Source organism: Halomonas sp. MS1 (assembly GCF_024182575.1).
Classification (GTDB): domain Bacteria; phylum Pseudomonadota; class Gammaproteobacteria; order Pseudomonadales; family Halomonadaceae; genus Vreelandella.
This window is the reverse complement of sequence record NZ_CP098926.1, coordinates 2427736-2451239: the sequence shown is the minus strand read 5'-3', so window position 1 is coordinate 2451239 and position 23504 is coordinate 2427736. Positions and strand designations below refer to the sequence as shown.

Here is a 23504-nt window from a genome sequence, read left to right as displayed (position 1 = left end):
TATGAAAAAGGTATATGCAGGTGTTTTGCTGGGAATGACTATGACGTTTAGCGCAGCGGCCCAAGCGGACGAAGAAGTGACCTTCTATGCCGCTAATAGTGAAGATGCAATACAGACAGTGCTGGATGTTGCGCATGAACTGGAGCCGGAACTTAAAATCAATGTTGTCACAGCCAGTACTGGAACCTTGTTGCAGCGAATTCGTGCCGAAAGCCAAGCACCCCAGGCCGATGTATTCTGGAGCAGCGGGTTTGGTACCCTAGCGGATTACACTGAATTGATGCAGCCGGTTCAAGCCAGCGCCGAGCTACCTGTTCTGGCAGCCCTGAATGGACCAGACCACCTTTGGACCGGTTCCAATGTGCATGTTGTGGTACTGATGACGAACGCCAGCCAACTGGATGGAGATGCCCCTAAAGGTTGGGAAGATCTTCTGTCCGGTCGTTATCGAGGGCGTATTGCGTTTGGTGATCCGACCGCCTCCAGTTCCGCATATTTGCAGCTATTTGGCATTTACAAGAAGTATGGCGAAGAAGGCGTGCGTAAACTGGCCGAGAATGTGGTGGTTACAGGCGGATCCAGCAGCGTTTACCGCGGCGTGGCTAACGCAGAATACCCTGTGGGAATCACCATTGAGTATGCGGCCTATCGCTATGTAGCAGGTGGCCAGCAAGACATTGAATTAATCTATCCCCAGGAAGGTACTTTCCTGTCACCTGAGGGTCTGTTCATGGTGAAAGACGCGCCGCACCCTGAAGCGGCCGGCAAGCTGTATGCTGTGCTAACATCTGCAGAATTTCAACAAGCCATACTGGAAAGCAGCTACCGCCGTCCAGTCCGCTCCGATATTGACCTGAACGCAGTCTCCTCATTGCCCAACCTGGAACAGATTGAAGTATTCGAACTGGATCAACAAGAAGCAGGTGAACAGCGCGAGCTGCTGATTAACATATGGCAAGATGCACTGGACGCCGCGCAATAACCTGCCCCTCGGAGCGCTCCAGAGGGGCGCTCTATTCTCCCCCTTCCGCTCACTTTCCCCTATTTCGCCAACATACAACAAGACAGCTTGTAAATACCTGCACATCGGTAACGGCGGACATTCCCGCTCGCTACGATTTACACCTTGAATGAGAAGTAATTGCCTGAGATATTCTTAGCAAGTTCATTACTCTTGTGCCGTCTTACGCGGCGACCTGAGCCTTAATATTCAGCATAAACAAGTCATCCATACCATACTCAGGCCAGGACCAAGCCCACTTAGCTGAAGCAAAATGCTGCCCGACATTACTAGGCGTATCCTTGACCTGACTTCCTTCAAGAGCATCCCGCTAGGCTCGCCAGTGTGGTTTTATAGTCATACCCCATGGCTCTTAAACACAACCGTTTCGATGACCAGCATGTGGTGCTCTTCACATTTTCAATAGCAACTTTGGCTACAAGCAAATCACTGCGTTAAAAGACAAGGTGATGCAGTACAGGCTATGGAAGTCCAGACCAGCGTATCATTACCGACCTTACATACCTTTAAAGCCGATATCGTAGAGCCCGAACACGCTTAGTAAGGGGTCTGTTCCCGTGCCTTTCTCATTTCAGACGACACAAGGCATGGGAAGGCCATAAAAACCCCTGCATTGCAGGGGCTTGTCTTATTCACCAATAACCGACCTACTCCCACTCAATAGTAGCAGGCGGCTTGCTGCTCACGTCATAAGTCACCCGAGAAACGCCTTCCAACTCATTGATAATCCGGTTGGAGACCTTCTCCAGCAGCTCGTAGGGCAGGTGCGCCCAGCGGGCGGTCATGAAGTCGATGGTTTCGACCGCGCGTAGCGCGATGACCCATTCGTAGCGGCGGCCGTCGCCGACGACACCTACCGATTTCACCGGTAGGAACACGGCGAAGGCTTGGCTGGTTTTTTCGTACCAACCAGCGGCGCGCAGTTCTTCGATGTAGATGGCGTCAGCATCACGCAGGATGTCGGCGTACTCTTTCTTCACTTCACCGAGGATGCGCACGCCCAGGCCGGGGCCAGGGAACGGGTGGCGGTAGACCATATCGTAAGGCAGGCCGAGTTCGAGGCCGAGTTTGCGCACTTCGTCTTTAAACAGTTCGCGCAGCGGCTCTACCAGCTTGAGCTTCATGGTTTCCGGCAGGCCACCAACGTTGTGGTGGGATTTGATCACGTGCGCTTTGCCGGTTTTAGAGGCAGCGGATTCGATCACGTCCGGGTAGATGGTGCCCTGAGCCAGGAAGTCGACGCCTTCAATTTTGCTCGCTTCTTCATCGAATACGTCGATAAAGGTGTTGCCGATAATCTTGCGCTTGGCTTCCGGGTCGTTTTCGCCCTGCAGCTTGCCCAGGAACAGCTCTTCGGCGTCGACACGGATCACCTTCACGCCCATGTGCTTGGCAAAGGTTTCCATCACTTGGTCGCCTTCGTTTTTGCGCAGCAGGCCGTTATCGACGAATACGCAGGTCAACTGGTCGCCAATGGCTTTGTGCAGCAGCGCCGCCACAACCGAGGAGTCGACACCACCGGAAAGGCCAAGCAGTACATGGCGGTCGCCCACTTGCTCGCGCACGCGCTGTACTTGGTCTTCGATGATTTGCGCAGGCGTCCAGAGTTTTTCAGCGCCGCAAATATCCAGCACGAAGTGCTCAAGAATGCGCTGACCTTGCAGGGTGTGGGTCACTTCCGGGTGGAACTGTACGCCATAGAACTGCTTCTCTTCCCAAGCCATGGCGGCAATCGGGCAGCTCGGCGTGGAAGCGGTCACGGTGAAGGTGTCAGGCACCTGGGAGACCTTGTCGCCGTGGCTCATCCATACGTCTAGTAGGCCTTTGCCGCTGTCGGTATCGATGTGGTCTTTGATGTCTTTGAACAGCGGGGTGTCGCCGTCGATTTGAATTTGGGCGTAGCCAAATTCGCGCTGATTGGAACCTTCAACTTTACCACCAAGCTGCTCGGCCATGGTCTGCATGCCGTAGCAGATACCAAATACCGGCAGGCCCATTTCGAACACGCACGCCGGTGCTCGCGGGGAATCCAACTCGGTCACCGATTCCGGGCCACCGGCCAGGATGATGCCGTTAGGGTTGTATTCGCGAATTTCTTCTTCGGTGATGTCGAAGGCGCGGATTTCGGAGAACACACCGATCTCACGTACACGGCGGGCGATCAGTTGGGTGTACTGGGAGCCGAAGTCGAGAATCAGGATCTTATGGGCGTGAATGTCACTCATGGCGGGGTCTCGGTTAAGCGGTGTGGGTGCCGCTGTTAAGGCCAAAAAGCAAGCGGCGGGGCAATGCCCGCCGCGCCATTTAACTAAACGTGCTGGTTAGCTCACCCGGTAGTTGGGAGCTTCTTTGGTGATCTGCACGTTGTGAACGTGGGATTCGTTAAAGCCAGCGCTGGTAATTTGTACAAATTCCGGCTTGGTGCGCATTTCTTCAACACTGCGGCAGCCGGTGTAACCCATGGAAGCGCGCAGGCCGCCCATCAGCTGGTGAACGATAGCGCCCATCATGCCTTTATAGGGTACACGGCCTTCAATGCCTTCCGGCACCAGCTTCTCGGCACCTTCGCTCTTATCTTGGAAGTAGCGGTCGGCGCTGCCCTGGTTCTGAGACATGGCACCCATGGAGCCCATGCCACGGTAGGCTTTATAGGTGCGGCCTTGGTAAAGCTCAACTTCACCCGGCGCTTCTTCGGTACCGGCCAGCAGGCCACCGACCATCACGGCGCTTGCGCCAGCGGCGATGGCTTTGGCTAAATCACCCGAGAAGCGAATGCCGCCGTCGGCGATCAGCGGAATATCGAACTCTTTCAGCGCTTCCGCGACGTTAGACACTGCAGTGATTTGCGGAACGCCAACGCCTGCCACAATACGTGTGGTGCAGATAGAGCCAGGGCCAATGCCCACTTTAACGGCGTCTGCGCCCGCTTCAGCCAACGCTTTAGCGGCAGCGCCGGTGGCAATGTTGCCGCCAATCACTTGAATGTTGGGGAAGTTCTCTTTGATCCAGCGCACGCGGTCGATAACGCCTTTGGAGTGGCCATGGGCAGTATCAACAATGATCACATCGACACCGGCTTCAGCCAGCGCAGCAACGCGATCAGGCGTTTCCGGGCCAGTGCCAACGGCTGCACCTACCAACAAGCGGCCGTCGCTGTCTTTGGCAGCCATCGGGTAAGTGCGGGCTTTTTCGATGTCTTGGAAAGTTACCAAACCGCGCAGATGAAACTCGTCATCGACGATCAGCATTTTCTCGATGCGGTGTTCGCGCATTTTGGCTTTGCTGGTTTCAAGGTCGGTGCCTTCCTTGACGGTAACCAAGCGCTCGCGGGGGGTCATAATGTCCGCAACGCTGTCGCCGTGGTTGGGCTGGAAGCGCATATCACGCTCGGTCACAATACCCACCAGGGTTTCGCCTTCTACGACGGGGAAGCCAGAAAACCCGTTCTCACGCGCCATCGCCAGCAGGTCATCCAGCTTCGCCTTAGGGCTAACGGTGACTGGATCTTTTACAATCACGCTTTCGTGCTTTTTAACCTTACGCACTTCAGCGGCTTGCTGACTCATGGTCATGCTTTTATGGATAATGCCAATGCCGCCTTCCTGAGCCATCGCAATTGCTAGACGCGCTTCGGTAACGGTATCCATTGCAGCGGAAAGCAGCGGGATATTGAGTGAAATATTGCGGGTCAGGCGGGTTTTGAGGCTGACATCCTTGGGCAGAATATCGGAGAAGCCGGGAACGAGGAGTACGTCATCGAACGTAAGTGCTTCTTGGGCCATACGTAGCATAGCGGCAACACCCTGATAGAAGAGGAAGTGGGGCGTGGAAAGTTAATCCCCTATTATAGCGTTTTGAGGGCCTTTCCAGCAATGTGAAGAAGGTTTTCAATCCAGACCAATGGCTAATAAGCTAGGATTCTTACGAAAGCTACCCGCTCGCTCACTCTCTTTTTAAGGTTGCTCTATGCCCGATACACCACAAGCGCTTTCTGTTAGTCAGTTGAATCAGCGCGCCAAACAGACCCTTGAGCGCGATGTGGGCGAAGTGTGGGTAGAAGGCGAGCTTTCTAATGTTTCCCGCCCGGCGTCTGGGCATATTTACTTCACCTTGAAGGATGACCGGGCACAAATTCGCTGTGCGCTGTTTCGCCAGCGGGTGCGTTTTGTATCGGCGCCTATGCGTGATGGCGATCAAGTAAAACTGCGCGGCAGGGTCTCGTTGTTCGAACCGCGCGGCGATTATCAGTTGATTGCCGACGCCGTACAGGCGGCGGGCTTGGGGGAACTGCTGGCGGCGTTTGAGCGCCTAAAAGCGCAGCTGGAAGGCGAAGGCGTGTTTGCCAACACGCGCCCCCTGCCCTTTCCTCCCCGCAAAATTTTGATATTGAGTTCCGCCAGCGGCGCAGCGATTCGCGATGTATTGGCGGTACTGGCGGCGCGCTGGCCACTGGCAGATGTCACGCTGATTCCAGTGCCTGTACAAGGCAACGAGGCCGCCCCTGCGATGATTTCGGCACTGGGGTTACTGAACCGACAGGCGCGCTTAGACCCTGACCAGGATGTGGTGCTGATCACCCGCGGCGGCGGTAGCTTAGAAGACCTGTGGGCGTTTAATAACGAGCATCTGGCACGGGCGATCTTTCACTCCCGCTTGCCAGTGATGTCGGCGGTGGGTCACGAAGTGGATGTCACCCTGGCGGATTTCGCCGCCGATATGCGCGCCCCTACCCCGTCAGCAGCGGCCGAACGTTTAGTGCCTGACCAACATGCGCTTAAGCAACAATTAACCCAGGCCGAAAACCGCTTACAGCGTGCCATGCAGGCACGCTTAGAGCGCGATAGCCAACGGTTGGATACCTTGCGCGCCCGCCTTCGCCACCCAGGCGAGCAGCTTGAGCGTCAACGCCAGCACGTTACCGCCCTTTGCCAACGGCTGCAGCGCGCCATGCAGCAACACGTTTATCAGCAGCAAGCGCGGGTCACCCAGTTAAGCAAACGCTTATCCAGCCAAGACATGGTGCGCCTGCACCGCGCAGAGCAAGAGCGTGTTAGTCAGCTGCAACGCCGTTTAGCCAGCGCTATGCAGCGGACGTTGGAAGTGCGTCAGGCACGCTTGAGTAGCGCCGCCCGTGAACTAAATGCCATCAGCCCACTGGCGGTGCTGGGGCGTGGCTATGCCATTGCCCAGGATGAAAAAGGCCATGTCATCCGCCGGGCAGAGGACACCGCGCCAGGCCAGAAGCTCTCGCTACGGCTGGGAGAAGGTCGGCTAAACGTAGAAGTAAAACGGCGCTACAAGCAGTAGCGCTGTGGGAATAACATCTTATTGAAGGGCGGTTACACTTGCTTATGTTGCTTCCTATCCCATGATGACCATCATGGGACTATCGGTTGACTGGCCACGCTTAATATAACGTGGCAATACTTACTTCAGCTGCAGCAGGAGGTCTTGCCGCTGATGGCGCACGATTTGCCCCTCACGAATCACTACGTTCTATCCTGCCAGCGTCTTCACCAACACCTTGGATTTACGGGCGTGGTTGTAGGCTTCGCGTTTTAGCGGTGGCAGATCATCTAGGCTAGCAGCACGGAAGCCGTGCTCCACAAACCAATGGGCCGTGTGGGTAGTTAACACAAACATTTCGGAAAGCCCACGCTGCCGGGCGCGGCGTTCTAACGCTTCCACTAAGCGCTCGCCGCGCTCACCGCCGCGATAGTTACCGTGCACCGCGACACAGGCCATTTCCCCCACCGTGGTGTCTGGAAAAACATGCAGTGCGGCACAGCCAATCACCATGCCATCACGTTCGATGACCATGTAGTCGTCGATTTCGTGCTCTAGGCGTTCCCGCGAACGAGCCACCAACATGCCACGTCGCTCCAGTGGCTCCAGCAGCTCTAGCAGGCCAGCGACGTCGTTCAACGTGGCTGGGCGCAGTTGCTCGTAGCGGTGTTGGGTGATCATCGTGCCAACGCCGTCACGGGTGAATAACTCCCCTAGCAACGCATCGTGGTTGCGCCAGGAAAGTAGGTGGGTGCGCGCCACCCCTTCCCTGGCGGCGGTGCAGGCGGCGTTCAAGTGGCGTGCCAGCTCACTGCCCGGTAACGCCTGCTGCAGGCACGGCTCGGCCTCTGCCGGGGAAAGCTGGCGCAATAGTGCACCGTGTTCGTCTTCAAGCCCTTCCGACTCGCCTAATAGAATCAGCTTATCCGCTTTCAGCGCGACGGCAGCCTGTTGTGCGACTTCCGAGGCATCTAAATCAAACACTTCACCTGTGCTGGAGAAGCCCAGCGGCGGCAGCAGCACCAGTGAGCCTTTTTCCAACAGCCCTTCAATAGCGCTCGAACGCACTCGGCGGACTTCACCGCTGTGATCAAAATCGATGCCTTCACGCACCCCTAATGGCTTAGCGGTCACCAAGTTGCCGGAAATCACGCTAAGCTCTACACCGTGTAGTGGCGTGCTAGGCAGCCCCAAGGAAAGACGAGCTTCTAGCCATAAGCGCTGGTGCGCGGCCACCTGTTCCACGTGGGCCATCACCGCTCGGTCAGCTACCCAACGGCCATCCACCCGTGTTGGCTCGACACCGGCAGCCGTCAATGCGTCATGCACTTGTGGGCGAATACCAAACACCACAACTAGCCGCACCCCCAGGGTGTGTAGCAGCGCTAAATCTTGAATCAGCTGCTCTCCTCGGCCAGACGCCATGGCTTCGCCCTCAATTAAGATGACAAAGGTTCGTCCCCGGTGCGCGTTAATGTAAGGGGAAGCGTTACGAAACCAATCAACAAAAGGGAAGCGTGTGTCCAAGGGCCGCTCTCCGGCAGCAGGTGAATGAAAGTATCAGCGTTTACTTTAACAGAGCATAAAAAACAGCGGCACCTTCTTGTGTAAAAGAAGATGCCGCTGTGCGTTTGGCCAAGCAGTCACGTATTGGGCGGGGTTACCCCTTGCTGTTAACCAAACATGCCTTTGAACATAAAGAAGAACAGAATAGCCAAACCAGCCCCGGCAGGTAGCGTAATCAGCCAGGACATGGCGATGGTGCCAATAACACGCAGGTTAAGCGCCGCCATACCCCGGGCAAGCCCTACGCCTAATATCGCCCCCACCAGTGTGTGGGTGGTTGAAATCGGCAGACCCGTGCCGGAAGCTAATACCACTGTGGTCGCGGCTGCCAGCGTGGCGGCAAAGCCACGGCTGGGGGTAAGCTCAGTAATACCGGTTCCCACGGTGGCAATGACTTTGTGGCCGTAAGTTACTAAGCCCACCACGATGCCAGCACCGCCCAGTACCAATACCCACCAGGGCACTAGCGCAGAGCCTTCAATTTGGCCGCCAGTTTGCACCACGCTAATGACCGCCGCTAGCGGACCAACCGCGTTCGCAACGTCGTTAGAGCCGTGAGCAAACGCCATGGCACACGCAGTAAAGATCATTAATACGCCGAAGACCCGTTCAACGTTGGCGTATCCAAAGTGGTCGTTGACATTTTTCTCGAACTTGATACGACGCTGCATCACCAGGCCTACACCCATGATCACAAGTCCTAACAAGATAGACAGCAGCAGGCTTTGACTAAAGGTCAGGTCCAGCCCAACGTGAGACAGACCTTTGGTTAGCGTGACCATCGCCACAATAAAACCAACCAAAAATACGTAGCCCGGTACATAGCGTTTGGCAGCCGTGAAGGGATTATCATTTTCAAAAATCAGGTGGTGCACTGATTTAAACAGCACGAAGCCGATAGTACCCGCTAAAAGAGGAGAAACGACCCAGCTTGCTGCAATGGTGCCAACAGCGCCCCAATCAACCGTAGAGGCACCCAGTCCCGCTACGGCAAAGCCCACAATGGCACCTACAATGGAATGCGTCGTGGAAACCGGCCAACCTTTCATCGATGCTGCCAGTAACCAAGTACCCGCTGCTAGCAGCGCTGATAACATACCGTACACTAGTAACTGTGGATCTTCCTGGAGCAATTCTGGGTCGATAATGCCTTTACGAATGGTGTTGGTCACCTCACCACCCGCCAGCCATGCGCCTAAAAATTCAAAGACTACCGCAATCAAAATTGCTTGTTTGATGGTGATCGCTTTCGACCCCACCGAGGTCCCCATCGCATTGGCAACATCATTCGCGCCAACGCCCCAAGCCATAAAAAAGCCAAACAAACAGGCCAGGATGATAAAAATTTCACCGTGCTGGGCAATAATCTGCATGGGTACCCCTTAGCGTGCGGTCAAAATCTGTAGGCGGCTGCCCACGCGTTCAGCGCGATCAGAAACTTCACCGACCCACTCAATGATTTTGTAAAGGAAAATCACATCAACAGGCGGAAGTTGGCTTTCAAGCTCAAACAGTTGGCGACGTATCGCGATCTGCTGGCTGTCGGCTTGGTGCTCAAGTGTGTGCAGCTCACGGATCATATTCTGAATAACATCGGAAACATTGCGTCCAAAACCGGACTCAAGCAGCTCTTTCAGCTCTTCAAGCGCTTGGCGAGCCTGGGACACACACGCCACGCTGGTACGCATATAATCGCGCATGGGATCGGCCAACTCATTGGGCACACGCATTTTACGCCCCAGCATAATGCCGGTAATGTCGCGCACCTTGTTGGCGATTTTATCCTGCACGCTGATAAGGTCGAGCAAGTCGGACCGCGAGACGGGAAGGAACATCGTATTGGGCAGGTTAAGCCGAAGCTCTGTTTTCAACGTGTCGGCGTCATGCTCTAAGCGGGTAACGTTTTCACGCAGTACAGCTGCGGTATCCCAATCACCGGCAAGCGATGCTTCGAAGAACGGCAACAGTTGGTCGGCACATTCATTGGCCTTGACGATGTGGGCCAGCAGCGGCTGGAATGGCGAGCGGCCAAACATCGCGGAAAAAGGGTTGGAGGTAACCATATAGCCTTTAGCCTGTTTTCGGGGAGCCTGGAAATGGCGGCGCCAGTATAAAGAGTGCGCTCGCCGCCGTCATGAAAAGTTCACAATGTCATGAAAAATTAATTGAAACGTCACAATACAAAGGTGGCTAATGTCATGAAAAATTCAACATCTACTGCTGATTCTGTTTCAGCGCCTACCGAAATAGAGCTTAAACTCGCCCTTGCGCCAGCTCAACTAAACACGCTGCTGTGCCACGCAGCACTAGCCGAAACACCCCAACGGCAACATCTTTCGAACACCTATTTCGATACCCCTGCGGGCGATATGGCGAATGCACGGATTGCCGTGCGCTTACGCCAAGTTGATGATCGCGTGCTGCAAACGGTGAAAACCGCCGGCCATGGTGGTGGCGGCCTTTCTACCCGACAAGAGTGGGAGTGGCAAGTTCCTAGCCCACAGCTTGACCAGCATGGCTTGGCTGCCCTTCCGCCGTTCAACGGTTCACTAGGCACCGTCATTTCCGCGCTACAACCTGCGCTGCGCACCGACTTTACCCGGCGCAGCTGGCAAATCGACTGGCAGGGCAGCCATATCGAGCTCGTGTTGGACGAAGGAGAGATTGTCAGCGGTGGTGCTCAAGCAGCTATTTGCGAGGTCGAGCTGGAACTAAAAGCGGGTGAGCCAGAGGCGCTTTGGGGGCTAGCATTAACGCTCGCGGAAAGCGTACCGCTGCGCCCTTCGGATACCAGCAAAGCCGCTCGCGGCAATGCGTTAGGCGTGCAGCAGTGGTCACTACCTGAAGCTGACGCACCGGCTGAGTGGCTACACAGAGCCACAGTGGCGCTGGACGCCTACCACGACAGTGGCCTTGCGGAACACTTAACCATTGCACAGCAGGCGTTAGCCACACTGGCGACCCATCCGCAGTTGGATGAAGGTACCCGCCGTAACGCTCAGACGCTGACCACAGCACTGACTGATAATGGCCACCCAACGCCCGCTTATGGCGCTGCTGCGTTAACCCTGGCGCATCGCTTCGCCTATCAAACCACGCTACGCTAGAAACATTCAGCCCACTTCAGGATGTCGCGATGAGTTTTCAATTAACTCCCGGTGCAGAAGGACTGCGCACACGGCTTTTCCATATTATTTTCGAGTCCGATACGCCGGGAGCCAAAGGGTTTGATATTGCGCTGATTATCGCCATTCTGATCAGCGTGGCGGTCATTTTACTGGACAGCGTAGCGAGTTACTCCGAACGCTACGGGCACATTTTTTACTATGCAGAGTGGCTATTTACGCTACTTTTCAGCATTGAACTGGCGGTGCGGATTTACTGCTTAGAGCGCCCAACGGTTTACCTAAAAAGCTTCTACGGTATTGTCGATGTGATCGCGATTTTGCCAGCCTGGTTAGTACTGCTGGTGCCTGGTGCTCACGGGCTGGTCATCGTACGGGTACTGCGGGTACTACGCATTTTCCGGATTTTGAGATTGATGGAGTTTATCGGCGAGGGGCGTTTACTACTCGATGCGCTTAGACGCAGTCTTCGTCAAATCCTGCTGTTTTTTAGCAGCATCATGATGGTCGTCATACTGTTTGCTGCGCTGATGTACACCATCGAGTCACCAGAAGCCGGTTTTACCAGCATTCCTATGTCGATGTATTGGGCGATCGTGAGTATGACCACGGTAGGCTACGGCGATATTGTCCCCGCCACGTCGATAGGCAAAGCGATCACGATGATTCTGATGCTGTTGGGGTATTCGATTATTGCCGTGCCTACCGGGGTATTTTCCGCCCAGGTAATCCGCTCTATTCGCGAAGACCGTTATTCAGAAGAAGCCTGCCCCGGCTGTGGCCATGACCGCCATGAAAAGCGCGCTCGTTACTGCCTGCGCTGTGGCACCTGGCTGGATGAAGAAAGCGAAGACCCGCGTAAGAAAGCAGCAGACCAAAAAGAAAAAGATAGCCACGGGGGAGACGAAGACACAAACACGCCCCAGGACAGCTAACCAAAATAGCCAAACCCAGGGCGCGCAGTAATTCATTTAGGGAGATTATGTGATTGCTAGGCCGTTACGTTGATCAATCGGTGCTCAGGTCGGCCTCGATAATAAACAGGCGGCCGCCATCCACAGTGTTAGCGTCCAGCATTTTCTGCTCGAGTTGACCATCGGTGGACCAGGTGGCGAAATCATCGTCGTTCAGTACCCCCAGGCGTTGGTCATCAATCACCCATAGACCTTCCATTTTATCGTGGGGATAGTTGACTTCCGCCACCATATCCACCACCAGAGACTTGCTCACTGGCTCAATTCCAGCGCTGGCCAGAGCGCCCCACCCCTGCTCTAGAACCACTTCTTCCAAGGTTTTGCCTGCCAAGGTTAGCCCCAGTTCGGCATCCTGTTTCAGGTCGCCGTTGGCTGAGACCGCCTCAAGATTGGTGCCCGAGGTAAGGTCAATGCGATAAACCTGCTTCTGAGCATCCGGTGTCGCGGCCTCGACACCGTCGGGACCACCGCTTAGAAAACGGCCATCTCGTTCAAGCACCAAAAACTCAGTGGCGCTCAGCGCAACAAGCTCTGAGTTGGAATTCTGATTTTGCTCTTGGCGGTAGAGGTACTGTCCAGTCTCGCCCGAGTCCAGGTCCACTGTAACGATGCGGGTGATATCCAGGTCTTTCACCGTACTGCCCGGGTTGTACAGAGTGGACTGCATAATGCCTACCAGCGTTGTCTCATCCGGTGTGATAGCCAGCCCTTCCATACCTCGGTTGGCACGCCGATTGGCAAACTCTGCTGGCAGGTTCATCTCGACCCGGTCATCGTCGGCAAAGGGGTTGATTCGACCGATTTCACGACCTTCGGCATCGAAGTGGACCATGTGCGGACCGTACTCATCGCTAACCCAGAAGGTGCCGTCCGATAGCGCCACCAGCCCTTCGCCATCCAGACCATAATCATCCAAGCGGATCGGATTAGTAACTTCATTATAGGGCTGGCTATCGTCTACTAAGATCGGCTGGCCATTGGCATGGTAAGGGGTTTCACCTGTTCCACCGAGTGCCAAGCTGTTAGGCAGACCACTGATCTCGGTTCCATCGGGGCGCTTAAGCAGAATGGTAGCAACCTGTTCGATCACACCGTTCGCTTGAAGCTCAAACAGGCCGATACGGGGCGTATAGTCCGGTGTCGGAAATATTTTCCCCTTGCCATAGTCACCAACAAAATTGGCATTGGGGCCGCGGTCAGTCAATGCATAGAAGCGCGTTGAATCCGTGGGATGAGCCGTCATTGCCGACCCAAAGCCGCCATTACGTATCTCAAAAGCCTGCTGAGATTTGCCATCTAGTAGATCATCCCGTAATACGCTGTGGGGAAGAAACACACCAGCGGCGGGGAAGCTGTCGAACACGGAGGCATTGGTGTCATCAGCGTTAGCGTTAGCGTTATCAGCGCAGCCCACCAGCAGAGAGGACGTCAGTAAGGATGCCATAAAAAGCTTATGACGGTTCATTGGTTGATTTCCTTATTGAATACAGGTTGACGCCCGTTGGCGTCTCAGCCGCCTCCACAGGCACAATTTCCAGCGTGCCCCAGGGCAAGGCAAGTTACGAAAAGTCTAGTGGCAGGAATATCGAATGGGGGTGGCGCCGTCACAGCTGTCTAACTGAAACGCGCTCACACCGACAAGGTTCGATTTGTTATGGCATATCGCTATGTTCACGGCCACCACGATAATTTAGTGACAACCAATGACAGGTGAATGACATGTTAGTGACTAGCGGCACGGGGACAACTTGCGGGGCTAATAAGGAAAACGCCCTGGCTATTAACCAGGGCGTCTCCTCTATAGTAACGGCACGATGGAAGTGGTTACATTTTATTCGCTTTCAAACGGTGCTTCCCACGCGTTAAGCTCCGCGTCGCTCCAGCTTCCGTAACTGGCATTGGGGAAAACAATCCAGTCTTGACCAAAGCGCTCGGCGTGGTCGTTAACTAGGTCGCGCTGCTCTTCAAGACTTGCATCGACAAAATCACCCGAGAAGTCATGCAGCGTATCGCCCAACTGCATCACCAACGTATGACTGTCTTCGACGATAGCGCGACGCTCGGTCTTGGGTGGGCCAAGTAGCATGACGCGCTCGTCAGATACCTGGGGAAGCTCTAATGCTTCCATAGTGGCCAGCGTATCCGCTTTATTTTCTTGGTAGCGATCCGACACATAGTAGATCGACACACCTTGCTCATCGGCAAATTCGAGAAAGTCTTTCGCGCCTGGGATCAAACGTGGCTCGCCCTCGCGCTCCCAATGCAACCAAGTATCCCAAGTAGTGAAGTCGTGGCAGGCCTGCATATCGCGCACTAGCAAAGCGCTATTATCGATGAGCGTCTCATCCACATCGGTAATGATGGCCAAATCGGCACCCTCACCATGCGCCTCAATTTGTTTTTCCAAGCGATAGGTCGCCAGTTCAAAGCCTTGGCGCTGTAAAGCAGTTATTTCTGCGGATTGCTGTTGGTAACGAAGCCCCATGGCGTACTCAACTTGATCACAAGCGCTAGCGTCGTCGGCTACTGCGTTCCCTGATAAAGGAAGTAGCGCCAAGCTTGCAAATGCGGTTGCAGTGGCAGCGTTGCGGTATCGAGATATCGTCATTAAGCAATCTCCTGTCAGTGATGGTTATCAGGTTAAGAGGGGAATCCCACACCATCCATCATTATTAATTATCAATAATAAGCATAATCATCATAATTTATTTTTATTGATCATTCAAATAAGAAAGATAGCGCGCTAAATGAATAAGTTGATACGCATGCCTTGTTTAACGATTTTGTGGATTTTAGGTGATGGAGAGACAGGCGGACGACAGCAACCCCCTCGTGACTTGTCACCAGGAGGTTGCCAATACAGGCTAGAGAACGGTGTTAACTCGTAAACGGCGTAATATCGCCGCGCCCTTCCCGCACAATTTTGGGCGGCAGCTCGCGTAGGTCAATCACACTGGTGGGGTCAAGGTGGCAAGCACCGCCATCGATAATGGCATCAAGGTGTGACCCGAAGCGGTCGCGAATCTCCTCAGGATCGCTCATTGGCAGGGTATCTCCTACCGGAATCAAGGTGACGCTCATCAACGGCTCACCCAACGCATCAAGCAGCGCGTGGGTAATTTGGTGATCAGGCACACGCACGCCAATGGAGCGGCGCTTCGGGTGCAGCAACAGGCGCGGCACCTCTGTGGTGGCATCCAAAATAAAGGTGTATGGGCCAGGGGTATGAGCCTTCAGCAGCCGAAACACTGCGTTATCCACTTTCGCGTAAGTGCCAATCTCGGAAAGATCCGAACACATCAGCGTGAAATTGTGTTTATCGTCTAACGAGCGCAGCCATTTGATCTTCTCAATGGCTTTTTTTTCACCCAAGTGGCAACCCAGTGCATAGCCCGAATCCGTCGGATACGCGACCACACCACCTTTGCGGATAATATCTATCGCTTGATCAATCAAGCGTTTCTGCGGGTTTTCGGGGTGAATCTGGAAATATTGACTCATCGCTTGCTCCTGCCCTTGGGCATATCGTTGTCCATTTAGTTTCTAGGTTAGCCGATATGCGGTTTAAGACCCAGGACCTAACATACCACTGGGCGCATCGCGCAAATGAACTAAGCGCGGATGCTGCCAAATCGGCGGCGCAGCAGTGCGCGGTATTAAGCTCATACTGCCGGGGGCGGCGTGGCTGCCAGGAAAATGAAAATCGCTGCCCATGGAGGCGTATAAATCACGTTCCACTAATTGCCGAGCGAGATCGCGAGTGCTGTCTGGATTCTGCTGACCACTCACCAGCTCAACGCTCTGCCCACCGGCGGCTTGAAAGGTATCCATCAGCAAACCTCGCTTGCGCCGAGTAAGCCCATAGCGCAGCGGGTGCGCCAGCACTGCCACACCGCCTGAGGCCACTACCCAGGCGACTGCATCACTGATTTCCGGCCAATGAGCTTTTACATCGCCTTTTTTACCACTGCCTAAATAGCGCTTAAACGCGCCGGCCCAGTCATCAACCACTCCTTCAGCGACCAGCGCGCGGGCAAAGTCGGGCCTGCCTAAGGGGCGGTCGCTGCCTGCCTGGGCACGTGCCTTTTCGAGCGCGTCAGGTAAGCCCATTTTTTCCAGCCGCTCGGCGATCACTTCAGCACGTTTGATCCGTGCTTCGCGCTGCAGTGCAAGCCCTTCTACCAGAGGCCCCTGCAAGCCGCCGGGCATAAGCGCCACTACGTGGATATTAATTCCCTGCCAGCGCGTGGATAACTCACAGCCAGGCACCAGGCAAAGCCCAGCTTGCTGAGCCGCGATGTCCGCTTCTTCAATACCTTCCATGGTGTCATGGTCTGTCAGCGACATGTGGGTAAGACCACGTGCAGCGCACAGCTTTACCAACTCAGTAGGAGTAAGCGCGCCATCTGACGCGGTAGAGTGCATGTGTAAATCCACCGTATAACGCTGGTCGGCATCAAACACGCGGGGCAGGTTTACAGGAAGATAGTTCGCAGGAAGTAGGGGCATAAGCATGACGCCGTGTGGCGAGTTTGTCAGAATAGGGTGGTGTGAATAAAACAGGCACCCTGTTTTCCCTTAACGGTATACAGTCGCTCACCATGGTGCGCGCTTACAGGGGCGCGGTCAATTCAGTACGGAACAACCGCCCTAGCATTCAAGGAGTTATCCCCATGCTTTACGCTATTATCAGTGAAGATGTATCCAACAGCTTGGAGCGCCGTCTAGCGGCACGCCCGGATCACCTTGGTCGCCTGGAAAAGCTACGTGATGAAGGCCGTTTGGTTCTGGCTGGCCCCCACCCCGCTATTGATACCGATAACCCAGGCGATGCAGGCTTTAGCGGCAGCTTGGTCGTTGCCGAATTTGACAGCCTTGAGGACGCGCAAGCCTGGGCTGACGCCGACCCATACATCATTGCTGGGGTCTATGCCAAGGTAATTGTTAAGCCATTTAAAAAAGTAATGCCTTGACCGATAGAGGCGAGTGTGAAGAGTCCGCCTTCTTTTTCACAGAGCCTGTGGAAAACTCTGTGAAAACTCGGCGGACGCTTTCCCCAAAGCTAGAGCTGATGCCCTTATCAACAAGTTGATCAATTTTTAACCTATCTTTAACACAAACTTCATCAGTACGGGGATACCCGCGTGACTCAACGCTCTACTGCCCTGCCCCCGCTCGCGGCGTTAACGGCTCCTTTACTCACTTGGAACGAGGCATCCCCCCATTCAGAGGCCTTCGACGATGTGTATTTTTCCAGGGAAGATGGCCGGGCTGAAACCGAGCACGTTTTCCTGGGGGCGAATCACCTGCCTAAGCGCTTTGCGGACTGGCGACACAGCCGCGCTTTTGTGATTGGCGAAACAGGCTTTGGCACCGGGCTTAATATGCTGTGCGCGTGGGACTGTTTTGAACAACACGCACCGAGCACTGCACGTCTTCATCTGTTATCCACCGAGAAATTTCCGCTTGACCGAGTATCTCTTGAGCGCGCGCTAAGCGCTTGGCCTTCATTGGCACACTATGCACAAGTGCTATGCGCCCAATGGCCTGAAGCCGTCAGCGGCATTCACCGTCTGCATCTCAACGAGCGAGTGACTCTCGACCTGCACTTTGGCGACACCACCGAACGACTGAACCGACTCGACGGTCAAGTCGACGCATGGTTCCTAGATGGCTTTGCTCCTGCTAAAAACCCCGAAATGTGGCAGCCTGAGCTATTCGAAGCCATGGCAGCACGCTCTCGCCCTGGGGCAACATTTGCCACGTTTACCTGTGCCGGTGTCGTTAAACGAGGGCTAAAAGCAGCGGGGTTTAGCTGGCAAAAGGTCCCTGGGTTTGGGCGCAAGCGGGAAATGTTAGCAGGCTATATCGACACACCGCCCAAAGACACTCGCCGCCAGTCAACACCATGGTTCACGCCGCCTGCGGCAAGGCCAGCTAACCATGTGGCGGTCATTGGGGCAGGCATGGCCGGTTGCAGCGTGGCCGCAGCGTTAGCCAAACGTGGGGTTCAGGTAACGGTCATTGAACGCGACACCCCTGGTGCCGGTGGCTCCGGTAATCGTCAGGGTGCGCTGTATGTAAAGCTAGCCGCGGAAACGAATAACCAGAGCCGGTTTTATTTATCAGGCCTTCTCTACAGCCAGCGCTGGCTTAGCCAGTGGGCTTCAGCAACACCACAGGAAGCGCCGCTATGGCAACCATGTGGCGTGGTACAACTGGCGTTAAGCGACAAGGAGGCTGTTCGCCAGCAGCGTTTTATGGCACGCCATCCGCTGCCAGAAGCGGTGGTATCCGCTCAAACCGAGACGCTGGGCGAGCTGGCGGGTGTTCCCATCACAGCGAGTCACGGACTGTTTTATCCCCAGGCAGGCTGGGTGCGCCCCAAACTGCTCTGCGAACAGCTACTACAGCACGCGAATATCACCTTGCACCAGGGGGAAGTGACAACCCTTCAGCCCGACGGTAAAGCTTGGCAGATCATGTTAGCCAGCGGCGAAACGCTGACCGCTGATCACGTTGTAGTAGCCAATGCGTCTCTGGCTAACCGCTTTGAACAAACCGCAGCGCTGCCGCTACAGCAGGTTCGCGGACAAGTGAGCGAAGTGAAGCTACCCGAGGGCTTTCAAGGCCCGCAACGTGTGGTATGCGCGGGTGGCTATGTGTCGCCGCCAGTGGACGGCGTGCTGACGTTCGGGGCCAGCTTTGTGCCTAATAACGCCACGAGCGACGTTACGGCAGCAGACCATCAGCGCAATATTGAGGAACTACGCCAAACACTGCCTGAATGGGTCGCCACCCTTGAAACGGCGGGCGTAACGCTAAGCCCCGACACGCTCGCAGGTCGTGCTGCGGTAAGGGCAGCCAGCCCTGACAAAAGCCCCTACGCGGGGCCAGTGCCCAATGCTGACGCATGGCAGCAGGATTACGCGGTGTTGCAAAAAGATGCTTCTAACGTGCCAGATACCCAAGGAGAGCACCATTCAGGGCTGTGGATATCTAGCGCACACGGCTCTCGGGGCCTTTCCAGCGCTCCGCTCTGCGCCGAAATCATTGCCTCGCGAATGTGTGATGAGCCGATGCCGCTAGAGCTATCGTTAGTGGATCATTTACACCCTGGGCGACGGATTATCAGTGCGCTAGTACGCGCTCAGTAATCGCCCTCTTCCTCATCATCGGCAAGTTCTCGCCCAAAGGAACGCCATTGGGCGAGCGTCATCACCTCAGTCATTTCTAACTCAAGATCGTGAGCAATAATCAGCTCGTGACGCTCAAGCTGCTGTTTAAGCTCGACTACCCAGCCGCTCATACCTGCACCGGTATCGGTGGTATCGTATCCTTGGCGTGTCACAAATGCTTCAAGCAAAGCATCCAGCGTTTCCGGCGGCAGCATGCGTGCTGGCACTTCAATAAAACGGCTCATTCACTCTGCTCCCAGGCAGCTAGACGCTCGATAAAGGTGGCTTCATCGATCACTTCAACGCCCAGTTGCTCTGCTTTGGTTAATTTGCTGCCTGCAGCCTCGCCCGCTACCAAGCAGGTGGTTTTCTTGGAAACACTACCCGCTACTTTAGCGCCTAGCGCTTGCAGCCGTGCCTTACCTTCATCGCGGGTCATGCTGTCCATCGTGCCGGTGAGTACCCAGGTCTGTCCCTCTAAGGGCGTCGGGCCTTGCGTCACTTCACTCTCTTGCCAGGTGATGCCCGCATCAAGCAGTGCTTTCAGCGTTGCCAGATTATGCGATTGACGGAAAAAAGTATGAACATGGGCAGCGACAATCGGACCAACATCATTCACCGCTTCCAGCGCCGTTTGATCAGCTTCTTGCAAGGTCTGAAGTGTACCGAAGTAGCTGGCTAAATTTGCCGCTGTGGCTTCGCCTACTTCGCGAATACCCAAGGCGTAAATAAAACGTGCCAGCGTGGTGTGCTTAGCCTTATCCAGGGCATTTACCAAGTTGGTCGAGGACTTTTCACCCATGCGTGGCAGCGTCTGAAGCTGCTCAGCGGTGAGATGAAATAAGTCTGCTGGCGTTTTCACCCAGTCCAAGTCCACCAACTGTTCAATCAGCTTCTCACCCAGCCCATCGACATCTAGCGCTTTACGGCTAGCGAAATGCTTCAGCGCCTCTTTACGCTGCGCGGCACAATAAAGCCCGCCTGAGCAACGAGCGACCGCCTCGCCTTCCAGCCGTTCAATATCCGAACCACACACCGGGCAGTGCTCAGGAAAGGTGATCACGCGCGCCTGGGCAGGACGCTTGTCGATATCGACGCGTACCACTTGGGGAATCACGTCGCCTGCCCGACGAATGGCCACCGTATCACCAATCATCACACCTAAGCGGGTGATCTCATCCGCGTTATGCAGCGTCGCATTTGATACCGTTACACCAGCAACGGTGACCGGCTCTAACCTAGCAACCGGAGTGATCGCGCCGGTACGGCCTACCTGGAACTCCACATCGTTAAGGGTCGTGACTTCTTCTTGGGCAGGAAATTTAAATGCTACCGCCCAGCGTGGCGCCCGCGCTACAAAGCCAAGCTCTCGCTGGTGGCGCAGATCGTTTACTTTAATCACGACGCCATCGATGTCGTAACCCAGCTGGTCTCGCTTTTCACCCAGCTGCTCGCAGTAATCAGCCACCAGCTCAGGGCCATTGACAGTCCGCAGCTCCGTGCTGGAGCGAAAGCCCCATGCCTTAAGCCTTTCCATTTGCTGGCTATGAGTTGTCATTGGGCTACTGCTAAGCTCACCGTCGCCAAGATTCGTCATATCGAGCCGGGCAACTTGATAAGCATGAAACTCTAATGGGCGCGTTGCGGTAACCCGCGGGTCAAGCTGGCGCAGGCTGCCAGCCGCCGCATTACGCGGGTTAGCAAATACCTTACTGCCTTCCTCCCTCGCTCGATCATTCAGCGCTTCAAAGCCCGCATGGCGCATAATAACTTCGCCGCGTACTTCTAATAACGCAGGAATATTGTCGCCCATTAGCTTTAACGGAACAGACCGCAGGGTGCGCAAATTCGATGTAATGCCTTCGCCGGTACGGCCATCGCCACGGGTTGCGCCACTAACCAATACGCCCTGCTCGTACACTAACGATACCGCGGCTCCGTCGAGCTTTGGCTCACAGCTAAACTCAACGCTACTCGCCTGACACTCCAAACGCTCAGCGACACGCTCGGCAAACGCAGCAATATCATCACGGCTAAATGCGTTATCCAAGGAGAGCATGGGAATCGCATGAGCAACTTCAGGAAACCCTTCCGCTGGCGCGGCCCCTACGCGCTGGGTAGGGGAATCCGGTGAGACTAAATCGGGGTACTCAGACTCCAATTGCTTCAACCGCTGCAGCTTGCGGTCGTAATCTGCGTCGGTCAGCTTAGGTTCATCTAAGATGTAATAGCGGTAATTAGCGTCATCCAAATCGGCACGCAGTTGGCTAATTTCTTCCAGAAGTTGTTTCTCAGGCTGACTCATTCAGATGTTCCGGCATACAAAAACAGGTGTTTAGTAACAAAAACACCCGCCTTCTTTGGGAAGGCGGGTGTTAACGCAATGCGATGCTTAACGCGCTTGCAGTTGGCGCTGCAAGCGATGGCGACGTTCAAACTCATGAACGCGCTGCCTTGCAAACTCAATGGTTTGCGCCGTCATTACGCTACGGTTTTCATCTTTAAGCTCACCGCCCATATGGCGTACGACAACCATTGCCGTTTCGACCATCGCTTCAAACGCTGCTGAGCTATCTTCAGCGCCCGGCAGCGGCATCAGGAACGTAATACCTGGGGTCACAAACTCATCCATTTCTTCAATGGGGAACGTACCAGGCTTAAGTACATTCACCATTGAAAATTGCAGTTCGCTATCGAAGCTTTCTGTTTCAAAACGGTGAAAGACGCCCATCTCACGGCTGTAGCGAAGACCGCAGGCCATGATTAGCTCAAGCAATTTACCGCCATCAAAACCTTCAGGTTCCCGCGAAAGCACACTGATCACGACCATTTCAGAAGCGTCGGTGAGTGCATCTCTGGCCCGCTCGCTATTAACATCGTGGCGTAACGCTTTTTCTAACGTCGGGTGTGTACGAACAACATTATCCCGATGACCCGTTTCAGGCACATAATCGTCGTAGTCATCAACATCGTGATAACTCTCGTCGTGCGCAGAAATCGTCGGCTCATTGTATTGCGCAGCCTCGCGCTCCGCGGCAGCGGTCTCACGCGCTTCGGCTTGCTCTTGAGCAATACGCGCTTTTTCAGCGTCGGCTGCCTCTTTTGCTTCACGGCGCTGCTGCGCCTCAAGCGCTTTACGCTCGGCTTCAAGTGCTTTACGTTCTGCTTTTTGCTTGGCTAGTGCTTCCGCACGTTTCGCCTTCTCTGCTTTCTTACGCTCTTTCTCTTTACGACGCTCAATCAAACGGCGTTTAAAGGAACGCCCAATGCCTTCGAAGTCAACCAAGCGGTATTCATCAACCTCATCGTCGTCTAGCTCTCTGTCTTCACCGGCAGTATCTGCACGTAGTTGACGTCGCTTGGGCGTGTCGGCTGCATGTTGTACGGCATCTTCAGGTTCAACTCTTAGCGTCGGTTCTGCTTCTGCAGTCGGCTCAGCTGCAGCACTGGGTTCTTCTGACGCTTTCTCGGTTGAAGCCTTTACGGTTGATGCAACTTGTTCTTCAGTTCCAGCTGATACCGCCTCTAGGCGACTGTTAGCTTCAAGATTTTCAGCTTCTTCGTGTTGCGCCGTTGGCTGTTCTTTCTCAACATCAGCTTGCTGACCGCTAACGCTCTCGTAATGCTCGGTTGGTTCAGATACTGGCTGTGGATCGTGGCTATCAGGGCGATGGGCTTCAGCTGTAGAGGCAGGCTTGCTACTCGTCGTTTGGCGAGTAGCGTCTGTGTGCTGAGTTTTATTGCTAACAGTATTGCTGGGATTCTCATCAGCCATAAATATGCTAGGCTCCCGGCGCTCGGGTTCAGGAATTGCAGACATGCCTAACGTGTGCTCGGCTGAAGCAGTATCTGGCTGAACGGATGTATGATTCGTCGACGTGGGATGCCCGACAGCAGAAGGCTGTTCATGTTTTCGAGGCTCATTTTTACGAGACCACGAAAAGTGCGCATTGGCTTTTGACTTGGCCGAACTGGCAGAGCTGGAAAAAGAACGGCGAAAATCAGACAGTACTTTGGAAGGCCCCGGGTGCTCTTGGCGTTCCAGCTTAGGTTTTTGACCAAGGTTGCTGTAGTCAGCAGGCTTAACGACCCGCGCACCACCGTTAGGCAGTTCCCAGTTTATTTCCGCCTCTTTGACTTCATCATTAAATTCTTCGGATTTAGCGGCTGGCAAGTCTTTGACTGCTTGATCCAGGCGGGGCACACGGCGTTGGCGCTGAAGCCTTCGCACACCGTCAACGACGATGAGCGAAACCAGTGCCAGTCCTAGAATGATTAACCACTCTCTTAATTCCATGTCGAGCATTCCATGGGTCAATATACCGGTTGCAAAGGCGCAATGCCTTAATGACGT

General features: G+C 54.7%; 18 protein-coding genes. 6 read left to right on the top strand and 12 right to left on the bottom strand.

Going from position 1 to position 23504, the window contains the following annotated elements; translation table 11 throughout:
* The first annotated feature begins 1 nt into the window (after window position 1).
* Window positions 2–982 (top strand): extracellular solute-binding protein, encoded by a 981-nt coding sequence (locus NF683_RS11150; RefSeq protein ID WP_089039036.1) that lies wholly within the window; start codon window positions 2–4, stop codon window positions 980–982.
* 686 nt (window positions 983–1668) lie between these two features.
* Here NF683_RS11150 and guaA read toward each other — a convergent pair.
* Window positions 1669–3246, bottom strand: a complete 1578-nt coding sequence (gene guaA / locus NF683_RS11145; protein WP_253920016.1) for a glutamine-hydrolyzing GMP synthase — start codon at window positions 3244–3246, stop codon at window positions 1669–1671.
* 96 nt (window positions 3247–3342) lie between these two features.
* Window positions 3343–4812, bottom strand: coding sequence for an IMP dehydrogenase (guaB, locus tag NF683_RS11140; RefSeq protein WP_038481789.1), 1470 nt, complete (start codon window positions 4810–4812; stop codon window positions 3343–3345).
* 175 nt (window positions 4813–4987) lie between these two features.
* Here guaB and xseA point away from each other — a divergent pair, with 175 nt between their 5' ends.
* Window positions 4988–6328, top strand: a complete 1341-nt coding sequence (gene xseA, locus NF683_RS11135) for an exodeoxyribonuclease VII large subunit (protein ID WP_089039037.1) — start codon at window positions 4988–4990, stop codon at window positions 6326–6328.
* Between the two features lie 189 nt (window positions 6329–6517).
* On the opposite strand, the gene argA is transcribed toward xseA, so the two are convergent.
* From argA to NF683_RS11120, 3 genes are all read right to left on the bottom strand, one after another.
* The gene (argA, locus tag NF683_RS11130; RefSeq protein WP_253920015.1) at window positions 6518–7834 is read right to left on the bottom strand and encodes an amino-acid N-acetyltransferase; all 1317 of its coding nucleotides are present in this window, start codon (window positions 7832–7834) and stop codon (window positions 6518–6520) included.
* A gap of 146 nt (window positions 7835–7980) precedes the next feature.
* Window positions 7981–9246 (bottom strand): inorganic phosphate transporter, encoded by a 1266-nt coding sequence (locus NF683_RS11125; RefSeq protein ID WP_089039039.1) that lies wholly within the window; start codon window positions 9244–9246, stop codon window positions 7981–7983.
* A 9-nt stretch (window positions 9247–9255) separates the two neighbouring features.
* Window positions 9256–9936 carry a TIGR00153 family protein gene (locus NF683_RS11120; protein ID WP_089039040.1) on the bottom strand — a complete coding sequence of 227 codons (681 nt, stop codon included), beginning with the start codon at window positions 9934–9936 and terminating at the stop codon, window positions 9256–9258.
* A 135-nt stretch (window positions 9937–10071) separates the two neighbouring features.
* Between NF683_RS11120 and NF683_RS11115 the strand changes: the two genes are divergently transcribed.
* Both NF683_RS11115 and NF683_RS11110 read left to right on the top strand, forming a co-directional pair.
* Window positions 10072–10980, top strand: coding sequence for a CYTH domain-containing protein (locus NF683_RS11115; protein WP_089039041.1), 909 nt, complete (start codon window positions 10072–10074; stop codon window positions 10978–10980).
* A gap of 29 nt (window positions 10981–11009) precedes the next feature.
* The gene (locus tag NF683_RS11110) at window positions 11010–11933 is read left to right on the top strand and encodes an ion transporter (RefSeq protein ID WP_089039042.1); all 924 of its coding nucleotides are present in this window, start codon (window positions 11010–11012) and stop codon (window positions 11931–11933) included.
* Between the two features lie 73 nt (window positions 11934–12006).
* On the opposite strand, the gene NF683_RS11105 is transcribed toward NF683_RS11110, so the two are convergent.
* The 4 genes from NF683_RS11105 to NF683_RS11090 form a co-directional block, all read right to left on the bottom strand.
* A complete protein-coding gene (locus NF683_RS11105) occupies window positions 12007–13437 on the bottom strand; it encodes an esterase-like activity of phytase family protein (RefSeq protein ID WP_089039043.1) in 1431 nt (476 codons plus the stop codon).
* Between the two features lie 366 nt (window positions 13438–13803).
* A complete protein-coding gene (locus NF683_RS11100) occupies window positions 13804–14580 on the bottom strand; it encodes a 5'-nucleotidase, lipoprotein e(P4) family (RefSeq protein WP_089039044.1) in 777 nt (258 codons plus the stop codon).
* 269 nt (window positions 14581–14849) lie between these two features.
* Window positions 14850–15473: an L-threonylcarbamoyladenylate synthase gene (locus NF683_RS11095; RefSeq protein ID WP_089039045.1), complete on the bottom strand. Its 624-nt coding sequence runs from the start codon at window positions 15471–15473 to the stop codon at window positions 14850–14852.
* A gap of 63 nt (window positions 15474–15536) precedes the next feature.
* A complete protein-coding gene (locus NF683_RS11090) occupies window positions 15537–16481 on the bottom strand; it encodes a PHP domain-containing protein (RefSeq protein ID WP_193061496.1) in 945 nt (314 codons plus the stop codon).
* Window positions 16482–16645: 164 nt separating this feature from the next.
* Between NF683_RS11090 and NF683_RS11085 the strand changes: the two genes are divergently transcribed.
* A complete protein-coding gene (locus NF683_RS11085; protein ID WP_038481742.1) occupies window positions 16646–16945 on the top strand; it encodes a YciI family protein in 300 nt (99 codons plus the stop codon).
* Between the two features lie 171 nt (window positions 16946–17116).
* Entirely contained in the window at window positions 17117–19129 is a 2013-nt protein-coding gene (gene mnmC / locus NF683_RS11080; RefSeq protein ID WP_253920014.1) for a bifunctional tRNA (5-methylaminomethyl-2-thiouridine)(34)-methyltransferase MnmD/FAD-dependent 5-carboxymethylaminomethyl-2-thiouridine(34) oxidoreductase MnmC, read from the top strand.
* On the opposite strand, the gene NF683_RS11075 is transcribed toward mnmC, so the two are convergent.
* The 3 genes from NF683_RS11075 to zipA form a co-directional block, all read right to left on the bottom strand.
* Window positions 19123–19395, bottom strand: coding sequence for a YheU family protein (locus tag NF683_RS11075; RefSeq protein ID WP_089039048.1), 273 nt, complete (start codon window positions 19393–19395; stop codon window positions 19123–19125). The genes mnmC and NF683_RS11075 overlap by 7 nt on opposite strands.
* Window positions 19392–21455, bottom strand: a complete 2064-nt coding sequence (gene ligA / locus NF683_RS11070; RefSeq protein ID WP_089039049.1) for an NAD-dependent DNA ligase LigA — start codon at window positions 21453–21455, stop codon at window positions 19392–19394. Before ligA ends, NF683_RS11075 begins: the two co-directional genes overlap by 4 nt.
* Before the next feature lie 87 nt (window positions 21456–21542).
* Window positions 21543–23447 carry a cell division protein ZipA gene (gene zipA / locus NF683_RS11065; RefSeq protein ID WP_089039050.1) on the bottom strand — a complete coding sequence of 635 codons (1905 nt, stop codon included), beginning with the start codon at window positions 23445–23447 and terminating at the stop codon, window positions 21543–21545.
* Window positions 23448–23504: the final 57 nt, after the last annotated feature.